At 42.8% G+C, this 12,535-nt stretch carries 10 protein-coding genes; 6 read left to right on the top strand and 4 right to left on the bottom strand.

The features are described from left to right. Positions 1 to 183 precede the first annotated feature (183 nt). Entirely contained in the window at positions 184 to 912 is a 729-nt protein-coding gene (locus ACQFX9_RS03020) for an AIM24 family protein (protein WP_427160639.1), read from the bottom strand. 306 nt (positions 913 to 1,218) lie between these two features. Between ACQFX9_RS03020 and ACQFX9_RS03015 the strand changes: the two genes are divergently transcribed. Continuing rightward, the gene (locus tag ACQFX9_RS03015) at positions 1,219 to 2,109 is read left to right on the top strand and encodes a peptidoglycan recognition protein family protein (protein WP_427160638.1); all 891 of its coding nucleotides are present in this window, start codon (positions 1,219 to 1,221) and stop codon (positions 2,107 to 2,109) included. Between the two features lies 1 nt (position 2,110). On the opposite strand, the gene ACQFX9_RS03010 is transcribed toward ACQFX9_RS03015, so the two are convergent. Further along, positions 2,111 to 2,881, bottom strand: coding sequence for a Uma2 family endonuclease (locus ACQFX9_RS03010; RefSeq protein WP_427160637.1), 771 nt, complete (start codon positions 2,879 to 2,881; stop codon positions 2,111 to 2,113). A 136-nt stretch (positions 2,882 to 3,017) separates the two neighbouring features. Continuing rightward, positions 3,018 to 4,673: a bifunctional 3,4-dihydroxy-2-butanone-4-phosphate synthase/GTP cyclohydrolase II gene (ribBA, locus tag ACQFX9_RS03005; protein ID WP_427160636.1), complete on the bottom strand. Its 1,656-nt coding sequence runs from the start codon at positions 4,671 to 4,673 to the stop codon at positions 3,018 to 3,020. A gap of 501 nt (positions 4,674 to 5,174) precedes the next feature. On the opposite strand from ribBA, the gene argC reads away from it, so the two are divergent. Further along, positions 5,175 to 6,233, top strand: coding sequence for an N-acetyl-gamma-glutamyl-phosphate reductase (gene argC, locus ACQFX9_RS03000; RefSeq protein ID WP_427160635.1), 1,059 nt, complete (start codon positions 5,175 to 5,177; stop codon positions 6,231 to 6,233). 138 nt (positions 6,234 to 6,371) lie between these two features. Here argC and eno read toward each other — a convergent pair whose 3' ends face one another. Then, positions 6,372 to 7,661 carry a phosphopyruvate hydratase gene (gene eno, locus ACQFX9_RS02995; protein ID WP_427160634.1) on the bottom strand — a complete coding sequence of 430 codons (1,290 nt, stop codon included), beginning with the start codon at positions 7,659 to 7,661 and terminating at the stop codon, positions 6,372 to 6,374. 304 nt (positions 7,662 to 7,965) lie between these two features. On the opposite strand from eno, the gene ACQFX9_RS02990 reads away from it, so the two are divergent. From ACQFX9_RS02990 to clpB, 4 genes are all read left to right on the top strand, one after another. Beyond that, positions 7,966 to 8,808: a LolA family protein gene (locus ACQFX9_RS02990; RefSeq protein ID WP_427160633.1), complete on the top strand. Its 843-nt coding sequence runs from the start codon at positions 7,966 to 7,968 to the stop codon at positions 8,806 to 8,808. Then, positions 8,805 to 9,002 (top strand): hypothetical protein, encoded by a 198-nt coding sequence (locus tag ACQFX9_RS02985; protein WP_427160632.1) that lies wholly within the window; start codon positions 8,805 to 8,807, stop codon positions 9,000 to 9,002. Before ACQFX9_RS02990 ends, ACQFX9_RS02985 begins: the two co-directional genes overlap by 4 nt. A 2-nt stretch (positions 9,003 to 9,004) precedes the next feature. Continuing rightward, positions 9,005 to 9,439, top strand: a complete 435-nt coding sequence (gloA, locus tag ACQFX9_RS02980) for a lactoylglutathione lyase (RefSeq protein ID WP_427160631.1) — start codon at positions 9,005 to 9,007, stop codon at positions 9,437 to 9,439. Between the two features lie 423 nt (positions 9,440 to 9,862). Continuing rightward, positions 9,863 to 12,529 (top strand): ATP-dependent chaperone ClpB, encoded by a 2,667-nt coding sequence (gene clpB, locus ACQFX9_RS02975; RefSeq protein WP_427160630.1) that lies wholly within the window; start codon positions 9,863 to 9,865, stop codon positions 12,527 to 12,529. Positions 12,530 to 12,535 lie beyond the last annotated feature (6 nt).

Below are 12,535 nucleotides of genomic sequence, written 5' to 3'. Positions count from 1 at the left end.
CAACCGTCCCCCAATCGGGGGCTTGGGGGAGAATCCCCCAAATCTTGCTCATTGTCTAATAGGTAGAGCAAGCAAAAATTGAGAAATCAACTCTCACCACCTTAACTGAACTGTATTGGGTTAGGTGAGATTTGAGTTTACTGAAAGTCACAGCAGAATAATTTTCCAATACCCCTAAATAATTTAGCCAAGTCCCATACCGTCGTTTTCAGACACTAATAATCTCCCTTCACCTTCATAAACCCAAACATAACCTTCACCGCCACCTTTACCAAAATGTCCTAACTTACGATAGTCTTCTTGAATTCCACTAGTAAATCCTTTAACGAAATCATAGTCAGCAATCACAGTTTCGCCTCTATGAATCTCAATAATCTTAGTAATTGCACTTGTTCCTGTGACGACTCTAGCGTGCTGACCATTTAAGGCTTTAATGGCAATTCTCCATCGCCCATCACTAGAACCAGCCATTTGGCGAAACTTTAATTTTTTAGTTCCTAAAATCACGTTATCAGAACAAAATTGGAATATACCGTCATCAAATTCCCACTGTTCTTGTTCTGATATATCAATTGCTGTGTAATGCAAGAATTGACCTTTACCTCTAGGTTCAAGGTATACATTACCACTACCTTTATAGACAGGAGCATTGTAATCAACCTCCGTCATTAAAGACACCCAAACATCTCTCAAACGATTATCAGTCTTGTACACACCATGTGTGAGTTTACCAACGCATCTGTGTAAAGCACCTTTTTGAATTACCACCCCAGAATTTTCCAGTCTGATTTCAACTTGCTGGACAAAAGGAATATTTTTAGTAGGATGATAGAATTTATTGGTCTCTTTATTAATATTATTTTGCAAGTACCATAAATCCGTCGGTTCTAAAATCTTGACTTCATATTGCATAGTTTTATTTTACTTAAATTGCAGATGCTGTACTGGATTGTTTAAAATCTGAAATCACGGGTGAAGATTGTCGGTAAAACCTATTAAAGTTTTCTTCCTCCTATCTGCTGAAAGTTTTCTCTCCAACATATACCTCAAGCTGGATTATCAAATTTCAGTAACTACATTTAAATAAATATACGGAGAGAAAAATATCCTAGCAATAATATAGAAGTATTTGTCCCACAAATTTATATATTTAGTGAGAAATTGACTAAAATTAAAACACTGAGATAATTGTTAATTAACTACTAATAATAAGAAACAATGCGGTTTAATGACTGGGCAACCAGGGTGATATTAATTTCTCTAGTGTTAATAGCTTTGAGCGTCACTATATTAATTGGGGAAGCCAGAAAACTCAAAACTGAAACCACAGCATCACCACCGGATGCGATCGCCTGGAGTCAATACCCTCCAGCCAAGTTACAATCTAATCCCATACCTGTAGCAAAATCGCAAAATCTGCTCCAATCTCCTACAAAACCCCAAAAAAGTCCATCTAAATACGCAACTACAGTCGCTTTTGCCAAATACAAACCCAGATATCTAGTTGCATCTGTAGATCCTAGTAACTACGGCGTAAGATACACTACAGATATCAATGGCTTACCAGTCAACAATCAACCGATTATCGTCATTCATGAAACGAGTAATAGTGCATCTAGTGCGGTGAATTTCTTCCAAACACCCCATGAAGATGAAAACGTGCAGGCGAGTTATCATGCGATCGTCGCCTTGGATGGGACTGTGATTTATCTTGTACCGCCTGAATATCGGGCTTTTGGTGCAGGTAACTCCGTGTTTGTGGGTGCAGATGGGGAAGAGACTGTGCAAACTAACGCCAATTTACCCCCCTCCGTCAATAATTTTGCCTACCATGTTTCCTTAGAAACACCCCCAGACGGACGCGGAAATAATTTTTTAAAAGCTCACAGTGGTTACACAGATGCACAATATCATGCTTTAGCTTGGTTAATAGCTCAAAGTCAAGTTCCAGGCGATCGCATTACCACCCACAAAGGCGTAGACCGTTCAGGACAACGAGTTGACCCCTTAAGCTTTGACTTTGATAAGTTTATGACTTTACTAGATACCTATCGTCAAGTAAGTCCAGTTTATCGGACAACGAATCAAACTAGTGATAACCCTACGTAATTTACTCTTGTTCTATTTCCGATGCAGATAAGCCTGTCAACTTAACTACCTGTTCTAGTGTCATTCCCGTTTCTATTAAGTTACGTGCAGTTTGTCGTAACTGTGATTGAGCATTGTCTGCACGTTGGCGTTCCTGTTCTGCACGTTGACGTTCTTTTTCTTCAGGGGTTGGGAGTAACTCGCCTTGCAAGTTTGCCCAACGTAACCAAGTTGCTTCAATTCCTTTATAATTTCCTTGCCAAAATTGTAATCCTAACTGTAAAGATTGACTCACCAACTGATTTTGATTATTTTTGGCAATGGGCAGGTAAACACCTTTTTGTAAGGAAAACCCCGCTAAATCATCAGCATTAAACGGGTCATACCAGAAATATTCCGATACACGCATTTGATTTTGATAAATCAGCATTTTCTCATTTTTATCTGTTGAGGCTGTGCTGGCTGACAGTAACTCAATCACCACATCCGGTGCTTTCCCTTCTTCCCAAACTACCCAACTGCGTCGTTCTCCCTTGGGAACTCCCAACGCAATAAAAAAATCTGGCCCTTTAAAATCTTTGTTGCGTACCTGCGCCAGACTGTAATAAACAAACATATTACCGCCAACAAACCCGTCTTCCCGTTGTTCTAACCAAGGGATTAAAGCATCAATTAACAAGTCCATTTGGGCTTTGTGGCGCGCGCTTTCCATTGGTACACCGTCATCATAAGGTAATTCTAGTTGAGTGGGTGGGAGTTGAATATCTGGTGCAGCTAGGGTAGTTTCTGACATAGCTTTTCACCTATAAAGTGCTGAAGTGCGATCGCGGTTATTTATATGTTAATTAAAAGGCAAGTCAGTAGAAAGAAAAGAGTTTTTACCTTTTGCCTTTTACCTTTTGCCTTTTGCCTTTTACCTTTTGATTACCCTATTCGCTTATTGTCTTAGTAAAACTATAAATTTTCTGTGTCTCCAAGCGATCGCCCACTGTAGATGGTAACTCCCCATCTGGTATTGCTTGTCTATCTAGCTGGACTTGCAAGTTAGTTAAGGGATCACTACCACTAGAAATCAAAAATTCTAGTTTTTGAATATAAGGTATGGCGGCTAAGTTATCCAGAATTTGCAAAATGGCTTGTAGATAGGGATGACCAGCTTGTTCGTACCAATCACCAGTGGCGACGGTTGGTTGGTCGAAACCCAAATGTACTGTTAACGATGGTTCATCAAATAATGCGATCGCTAACGGACGGGCTTCTTCCTGCAACAATAAATCATAGCTTCTGACTAAATGCCGTAATTTCTCTAGACGTTCGTAGCGTTTTGTTACTAATTGCGGGTCATCTTGCCAGTGAATTGCTACTGTCACCAAATAGGTCTGTAACAGCATATGACCCAGTTTTTTCGCCTTAGTCGCTAGGTAATAAGAATTGTAATCGTTGCTTTCAATTAACAATGGCACGCGATCTACAACTTCTAAGCCATAACCTTTCACCCCAGCAATCTTCCGGGGATTATTGGTAATCAGGCGAATCTTTTTCACACCCAAATCCATCAGCATTTGCGCCCCCATTCCGTAGTCACGCAAATCGGCGGGGAATCCTAAACGCTCATTTGCTTCGACGGTATCCAGTCCCATATCCTGTAAGGAGTAGGCTTTGAGCTTGTTAATCAAGCCAATTCCGCGTCCTTCTTGGCGCAGGTAAACCACCACACCTTGACCTGCTTTTTCAATCATGTTCAGTGCAGCTTGCAACTGCATTCGACAATCACAACGCAAAGAACCTAACGCGTCACCTGTGAGACATTCGGAGTGCATCCGCACCATGACAGGCTCATCTTGAAAGTTAGCGGGATCGCCTTTGACAATGGCAACGTGTTCTGTGTTATCCAAAGTGTGGCGATAGGCGTAAATATCAAACTGACCGAATTGACTAGGTAGACGAGTTACCACTTCGCGGTATACCAAGCGATCGTGTTTGAGGCGATAACTAATTAAGTCGGCAATGCTAATAATTTTCAGGTTATGGTGTTTGGCGTACTCGATTAACTGCTGTAACCTAGCCATTGAACCATCGGGGTTTTGAATTTCGCAAATTACCCCGGCTGGGTAGAGTCCGGCTAATCGCGATAAATCCACAGCCGCCTCCGTATGTCCAGCACGCTTGAGGACACCGCCAGCCCTCGCCCTTAAGGGGAAAATATGCCCAGGACGACGTAAATCTGAAGGTTTGGTAGCTGGATTCAGAGTCACCTGGATGGTACGGGCGCGGTCGTCGGCAGAAATACCAGTAGATACACCTAAATGGGGACTGGCATCGATACTGACCGTAAAAGCCGTTTGGTTAGGGTCTGTGATGTTTGTCACCATTAATGGCAAATCCAGTTCATCGAGGCGATCGCCTGTCATCGCCAAGCAAATTAACCCTCTGGCTTCCACCGCCATAAAATTAATCATGTCAGGGGTGGCAAATTGGGCTGCACAAATTAAATCGCCTTCATTTTCTCGATTTTCATCATCTACCACGACAATGGCGCGGCCAGCCTTGAGGTCTGTCAAGGCAGCATCAATAGAATCAAACATAAATAAAGAGTAGGAACTAGGATGAGGAAGTTAGTCTAGATTTGTCACATTTGGCTGGAGATAGCCATTTATTTAGGGTGTAGAGACAGATATTAATTTGTAGATACTTAGGTCTTCTGCCTGCTTCCCGTTGCTTGAGGTGGGGAATAAATCAGGAGTGAGATTCGAGATGAAGTTGTACACAGTGTTAACTTGTAATAGTAAATTTTTTTTAATAATTTCTTATTGTAGATTGTAGCTCCTTTATGCAGCAGAGATATAAACTAGCAATGTTTCGTTGACATAGGAAAAATTTTTGTTTTGGGTAAAAGTGTAGAAGCTGACGACGTATTACTAACGTTTAGTCTGTTAATTGGGAATTTTTTCGGCTCACCTTCCCGGAGGGGATTTTAAATTGCTTATGTACTTGTTTTATGTGGTATTTTGTCAGGTTCGCCTCTGGTAGCTAGTAGTTCATTGATAACGACAGATTAACCAAAAGCGAATTAAGGATTTGAGATCATGGGTAATTTCAGACGCGTACCCGTTGGCATTGTTGGCGCGTCAGGTTATGGCGGAGTACAACTAGTACGGTTACTAATGGAGCATCCAGAGGTAGAACTAGTTTATTTAGGTGAAGAAAATAGTACAGGTAAAGCTTTTACGTCTGTTTACCCCCATCTAACTAATATGGTGAAATTGCCCCTGGAGGCAATAGATCCAGAAGTCATTGCCCGACGCTGTGAGGTAATATTTCTTGCACTACCAAATGGTTTAGCTTGCCAGTTGACACCAGCATTAATAGAGAAAGGGTGTAAAGTTCTGGATTTGAGTGCAGATTATCGATTCAAGAACTTGGCAACCTATACCAGTTGGTATGGTAACGATCGCAGCGACCATCATACAGCAAATAATGCCGTGTATGGTTTACCAGAACTTTATCGCGATCGCATTGCCGATGCCCAGCTTGTTGGGTGTCCTGGTGCTTACCCCACAGCTAGCCTTTTAGCACTTCTGCCCCTATTTAAACAAGGCTTAATTGTTCCTGAAACTGCGATTATTGATGCTAAATCCGGCGCATCAAGTGCAGGTCGGGAAGCCAAAACACACCTATTGTTAGCAGAAGCCGATAATTCGCTATCTGCCTATAGTGTTGCTCGTCACCGTCACACTCCAGAAATTGAGCAAATTTGTAGCGAACTAGCAGGACATGAAGTAACAGTACAGTTTACCCCCCACCTTGTGCCGATGGTGCGGGGAATGTTAGCCACAGTATACGCTACACTCCGCGATCCTGGTCTGGTGGGCGATGACTTAACTACCATTTATAAAGCTTTTTACCGTAATTCCCCTTGGGTAAAAATTTGTGAAACAGGCGTTTATCCCCAAACCAAGTGGGCAAGCGGCAGCAACATTTGTTACATAAGTATAGAAGTTGACCCGCGTACTGGACGAGTGATTGTTATGTCAGTTATTGACAACTTAATCAAAGGCCAGGCGGGTCAAGCAATTCAGTGTCTCAACATCATGATGGGTTGGGATGAGACATTGGGTTTACCCAAATTGGGGTTTTATCCGTGAATGGGGTATGGGGCATTGGGCATTGGGCATCGGGCATTGGAAGATAAATCTCCCTTGTCTCCCTTGTCTCCCTTGTCTCCCTTGTCTTCCTATTCCCCAGTCCCCAGTCCCCAATCCCCAGTCCCCAATCCCCAATCCCTACTTCGGCCCCAAACCAACAGCCCCAGCATAAACGGCGCGATCGCCTAGTTCATCTTCAATGCGGAGTAGGCGGTTGTATTTAGCTACCCTTTCACTACGGCAGAGTGAACCGGTTTTGATTTGACCTGCGCGAGTGGCAACAGCTAAATCAGCAATTGTGGTATCTTCGGTTTCACCGGAACGATGGCTAATTACTGACCGGAAACCGTTCCGAGTCCCTAAGTCAATGGTTTCCAAAGTCTCAGTCAAAGAACCGATTTGATTGAGTTTAATCAAAATGGCATTCCCGGCTTTTTCTTGGATACCTGTTTGTAACCGAGTAGCGTTGGTTACAAACAAGTCATCCCCGACTAACTGCACCTTAGAACCAATTTTCTGGGTGAGTAGTTGCCAATGTTTCCAGTCTTCTTCATGTAAACCATCTTCAATGGAGACGATGGGATATTGGTCAACTAATTGGGCTAAATAATCAATAAATTCAGTAGGCGCGTGGGGCTTACCATCGTAAACATACTGACCATCTTTGTAAAATTCGCTAGCAGCTACATCCAAAGCCAAAGCCACTTGTGAACCAGGCTTGTAACCAGCTTTTTCAATTGCAGCCACCAACAATTCCAAAGCTACTTGATTGGATTCTAGGTTGGGTGCAAAACCACCTTCATCACCGACACCAGTCAGCAAACCCTTGTCGTGCAGAACTTCGCTGAGGGTAGCAAATACCTCCGCACCCCAACGCAAAGCTTCCTTAAAGGAAGTAGCACCAATGGGGACAATCATAAACTCTTGGAAGTCTACATTATTTGCAGCGTGCGCCCCACCGTTAATGACATTCATCAAAGGTACAGGTAGCAAATTGGATAAAGGACTACCCAAATAACGATATAGTGGGATTCCCAAAGATTCCGCCCCAGCTTTAGCAGTGGCGAGGGAAACCGCCAAAATAGCGTTTGCCCCTAAATTAGATTTATTGGCTGAACCGTCCTGAGCAATCATTGTCCGGTCTATTAATTCTTGGTCGAGGGCATCCAAGCCAATCAATTCTTGAGATAGGATTTCATTGACATTGTGTACTGCTTTGAGTACCCCTTTACCACCGTAACGGCTTTTATCCTTATCCCGTAGTTCGTGGGCTTCAAAAGTACCTGTAGAAGCACCGCTAGGAACTTGTGCTAGTCCCACAGCACCACTTAACAGATGTACTTCAGCTTCGATTGTGGGTCTACCGCGTGAATCAAGAATTTCACGGGCAACAATTGCCTCGATCGCAGTATCTACAATGTTACTCATTAGTTTTGCTCCTTCTTACCGTTGATTGCACACACTCTATTAGCTCAACCCCATCGCTAGCATACGCGTTGATATGAACTATCGGCTGAGATTAAATGAAGATTTCCAGAGATTGGATAAATCAATATCGAATAGGCGGACTTTGGATTTTGGATTATTTTTTGGTCAATAGTCAATAGGGCATGGGTATTGGGAATTGGGCATTGGGAAAATTATCTGATCAATCTGTTGCGTAAGTTCTGCCTTAAGTGATGAGGAAAAATTAGGGAAGAATAATTTGTCACAGTAGAAGTGAGGAATACTTATGAAATTGAGATTGAAAGCGATCGCCTGTTTGGGTTTATTGACCATACTAGGGGGAACTGCTCAAGCTGTCCAATTACCTGTAACTAGTCAATCTGCAACGCCTACAACCAATATTAGCCAAGCTACAGAACCATTAGATTTAAATTTGCTGGCGAAAACCATGTCAGCTTTTTGGCAAAGCGATCGCTTTCAAACTAATTCTCAAACTAAATTTACAGTCGGTAGTCAAGGTGGCGAGGCTACAATTTATCTCCAAAGTAAAATCATCAGTCAATCATGGCGCAAGTTCCGCGCAGAAATCGCTTACACAACACCAGGCAAACCACCCAAAACAGGAAATTTAATAGTTTCTGATGGTAAACAAGTTTGTATTTACCGTGCTGATTTGCAGCAATACGCTGTCATGTCCTATTCAGACTTTAAAGATTCCGGAGATTGGGTTTTAATTGGGATTTCCTCCTTTGCTTCCCTAGAATTTCCAGAGTCAGATAGAAAAACTGTAGTAGCTGCCGGGCATTTATCCGAGAAAAACGTTTTGACATATCTGAACGCAGATGGAAGAAACCTTACAGGTAGTAGGCGCGTAGTTGATGGTAAGGAATTTTACGTATACGATTACAAACAACCCGGCGAAGGATTTGTTTTGAGTGCCTTCGTTAATCCTCAGACAGCTAACATCAACCAAATCCAACTCGTAGGTAAATCAAAAGATTTAGATATTAACCTCACAGAAAACATCCTGACCAGAACACCAAATCCCACCATTAACGGCAACACCTTTCGATTTATCCCACCAAAAGGTGCAAAAAGAGTCAAATCGCTTTCCATTAACCCATTTTGAAGAGGCAGGGGGAAGAGGCAGGGGGACAAGGTAGATTTTATTCTTATGCCCAATCCCCAATCCCCAATCCCCAGTCCCCAATCCCCAATCCCCAGTCCCCAATCCCCAATCCCCAATCCCCAGTCCCCAATCCCCAATCAATCTGTACAATGTTGGCAGAAATCAATATTTTACAGAGCCAATACCAAAGGTAATTATGCGTTTACTTCATACAATGTTGCGGGTGGGCAACCTAGAAGAATCTTTAAAATTTTACTGTGATGTTTTGGGGATGAAGTTATTGCGGCAAAAAGATTATCCCAGTGGGGAATTTACTCTGGCATTTATCGGCTACGGCGACGAAAGCGATAACACAGTGATAGAACTCACCTATAACTGGGGTGTAGACAAATACGAACTAGGAAATGCTTACGGACACATCGCTATTGGTGTCGATGATATTTACTCTACCTGCGAAGAAATTAAAAATCGTGGCGGTAAAGTAGTGAGAGAACCAGGGCCAATGAAGCATGGTTCCACCGTCATCGCCTTTGTCGAAGATCCCAACGGTTACAAAATCGAGCTAATTCAAGTCAAAACTCAAAACACAGCACAAACACAAGAATCATCAGAACAACTGGTAACTCAGTAATTTGTGCATGGGGCATGGGGCATGGGGCATCGGACATCGGGCATAAAAATAAAATCTACCTTGTCCCCCTTACCTACCTTGTCTACCCAGTCCCCAATCCCCAGTCCCCAATCCCCAATCCCCAGTCCCCCAAACTGAATATTTTCTCAAATACCATCAGGCAAAGTCACCTCATGATGGTGTTTTCGTTTTAAATTAGGGATATAGGTAGTGGGTCAAACTATAATTTAGTTGCTACATCCCTGGCTGCCACAAACTAAAATGCGCGGATAAACACTGAAAATATAGGAATTACTGATTGGGGAGTAGAAATTGGCAAAAATGCTGCTTAAAAATCCTAACTTATAAACTCTTATTTCCTAATTACGCACTTTTTCACCTTAAAACTCCGAAATATTAAAGTTACACCTCAAAATCGTAAAGATGCAGCCTACAGATCCTAATAAATTTACTGATAAAGTCTGGGAAGCAATTGTTAAATCTCAGGATATAGTTCGTGCATACCAACAACAACAACTAGATGTTGAACATTTAATTCTCGCACTATTAGAAGATCCCACAAGTCTAGCGATGCGGATTTTGGCGCGTGCAGAAGTCGATCCTATCCGCTTACAACAACAATTAGAAGCTTTTACCCAACGCCAACCGAAAGTGGGCAAAAGTGATCAGCTTTACCTCGGACGCGGTTTAGATACTCTACTTGACCGCGCTGAGGAAATTAGGGTGAATATGAAAGATGGCTACATTTCTGTAGAACATATCCTGTTAGCCTTGGCTGATGATGAACGTGTCGGTAGGCGCGTACTTAAAGGTTTTAACGTAGATAGTATTAAGATTGAATCCAGTATTAAAGCAGTTCGCGGTAGTCAAAAAGTGACAGATCAAAATCCCGAATCCCGTTATGAAGCCCTGCAAAAATTCGGTCGGGATTTAACAGAACAGGCAAAATCTGGAAGATTAGACCCAGTAATTGGGCGGGATGATGAGATTCGCCGGGTGATTCAGGTGTTGTCTCGCCGTAGTAAAAATAACCCAGTGTTAATTGGTGAACCTGGGGTGGGTAAGACAGCGATCGCAGAAGCTTTGGCACAACGCATAATTAATGGTGATGTCCCAGAATCTCTGAAAAATCGTCAACTCATCTCCCTAGATATCGGGAGTTTAATAGCAGGGGCAAAATATCGGGGTGAATTTGAGGATAGATTAAAGGCTGTTCTCAGGGAAGTCACAGAATCTAACGGTCAAATTGTTCTATTTATCGATGAACTACATACCGTCGTCGGTACAGGCTCAAATCAACAAGGGGCGATGGATGCGGGAAACTTGCTGAAACCCATGTTGGCGCGGGGCGAATTGCGGTGTATTGGGGCGACTACCCTGGATGAATACCGTAAATTTATTGAGAAAGATGCAGCCCTAGAACGTCGCTTTCAACAGGTGTTTGTAGACCAGCCCAGTGTAGAAAATACCATATCGATTCTGCGGGGTCTGAAAGAACGCTACGAAGTCCACCACAACGTGAAAATCTCTGACTCCGCTTTAGTAGCGGCGGCAACTTTATCAGCACGTTACATTGCTGACCGCTTTTTACCAGATAAAGCCATTGACTTAGTAGATGAAGCCGCAGCTCAATTAAAAATGGAGATTACCTCCAAACCCTCAGACTTAGAAACCATTGACCGCCGCCTGATGCAGCTAGAGATGGAAAAACTCTCTCTAGCAGGGGAAGAGAAAGTTCCAGCACAAACAAAAGAACGTCTAGAGCGAATTGAATCAGAAATTGCCAATTTAACGGCAAAACAGCAGGATTTAAATAATCAATGGCAAGGTGAAAAGCAGCTATTAGAAGCCATCAGTGCTTTAAAGAAAGAAGAAGAAGCCTTGCGCGTACAGATTGATCAAGCAGAACGCGCCTATGATTTGAATAAAGCAGCTCAATTAAAGTACGGCAAATTAGAAGGAGTACAGCGCGATCGCGAAGCCAAAGAAGCGAAACTGTTAGAATTACAAAGCCAAGGTTCTACCCTGTTGCGCGAACAAGTCACTGAAGCCGATATCGCCGAAATCGTCGCCAAGTGGACGGGTATCCCTGTAAATCGCCTATTAGAATCAGAAAGGCAAAAATTACTGCAATTAGAAAGCCATTTACATCAACGCGTCATCGGTCAACAGGAAGCAGTAGAAGCAGTTTCCGCCGCCATTCGTCGCGCCCGTGCGGGAATGAAAGAACCCAATCGCCCCATCGGTTCGTTTTTATTCATGGGGCCAACTGGGGTAGGTAAAACCGAACTCGCCCGCGCCTTAGCTCAGTTTCTCTTCGATTCTGATGATGCTTTAGTGCGTCTAGATATGTCTGAGTACATGGAAAAACATTCAGTTTCTCGCTTAGTTGGCGCACCTCCAGGTTACGTAGGCTACGAAGAAGGTGGACAACTATCAGAAGCCATTCGCCGTCATCCTTACTCAGTCATACTTTTGGATGAAGTTGAGAAAGCCCATCCCGATGTATTCAATATTTTATTACAGGTGTTAGATGATGGAAGAATTACTGATTCTCAGGGGAGAACAGTAGATTTCCGTAACACTGTGATTGTCATGACTAGTAACATCGGTAGCGAATATATATTAGATGTGTCTGGTGATGATTCCCAGTATGAGATAATGCGAGAAAGAGTCATGGATGCTTTGCGATCGCACTTCCGCCCCGAATTCCTCAACCGCGTTGATGAAAAGATTCTTTTCCACACCCTCAGCCGTCAAGAGATGCAGCACATCATCCGCATTCAACTTAAACGTGTGGAAAACCTCCTGCGAGAGCAAAAAATCTCCTTTGACATCTCCCCAGCCGCTTGTGAGTTCTTAGTCGAACGCGGTTATGATCCAGTCTATGGTGCGCGTCCCCTAAAACGCTCCATTCAGCGAGAAATTGAAAACCCCATTGCTACTAAGTTATTAGAAAATACCTTTATTGCTGGTGACACCATTTACATTGATAAAGGCGAAAATGGTTTAACTTTTAGCAACAAACCACCTGTAAAAGTAATACCTGCACAGGCTGTTAAAGTCTTTGATTCATCATCTGATTCTTAACACCAA

The sequence above is a fragment of the Aliinostoc sp. HNIBRCY26 genome, assembly GCF_050235535.1.
In the GTDB taxonomy this organism is placed as follows: Bacteria; Cyanobacteriota; Cyanobacteriia; order Cyanobacteriales; family Nostocaceae; genus Trichormus.
The sequence above is the reverse complement of the archived record's forward strand: the minus strand, read 5'-3'. Positions and strand labels throughout refer to the sequence as shown.

What these genes read in the sequence shown, in the direction of transcription:
- ACQFX9_RS03020 (WP_427160639.1), bottom strand. Translation starts at nt 912, where the DNA reads ATGCAATATGAAGTCAAGATTTTAGAACCGACGGATTTATGGTACTTG.
- ACQFX9_RS03015 (WP_427160638.1), top strand. Translation starts at nt 1,219, where the DNA reads ATGCGGTTTAATGACTGGGCAACCAGGGTGATATTAATTTCTCTAGTG.
- ACQFX9_RS03010 (WP_427160637.1), bottom strand. Translation starts at nt 2,881, where the DNA reads ATGTCAGAAACTACCCTAGCTGCACCAGATATTCAACTCCCACCCACT.
- ribBA (WP_427160636.1), bottom strand. Translation starts at nt 4,673, where the DNA reads ATGTTTGATTCTATTGATGCTGCCTTGACAGACCTCAAGGCTGGCCGC.
- argC (WP_427160635.1), top strand. Translation starts at nt 5,175, where the DNA reads ATGGGTAATTTCAGACGCGTACCCGTTGGCATTGTTGGCGCGTCAGGT.
- eno (WP_427160634.1), bottom strand. Translation starts at nt 7,661, where the DNA reads ATGAGTAACATTGTAGATACTGCGATCGAGGCAATTGTTGCCCGTGAA.
- ACQFX9_RS02990 (WP_427160633.1), top strand. Translation starts at nt 7,966, where the DNA reads ATGAAATTGAGATTGAAAGCGATCGCCTGTTTGGGTTTATTGACCATA.
- gloA (WP_427160631.1), top strand. Translation starts at nt 9,005, where the DNA reads ATGCGTTTACTTCATACAATGTTGCGGGTGGGCAACCTAGAAGAATCT.
- clpB (WP_427160630.1), top strand. Translation starts at nt 9,863, where the DNA reads ATGCAGCCTACAGATCCTAATAAATTTACTGATAAAGTCTGGGAAGCA.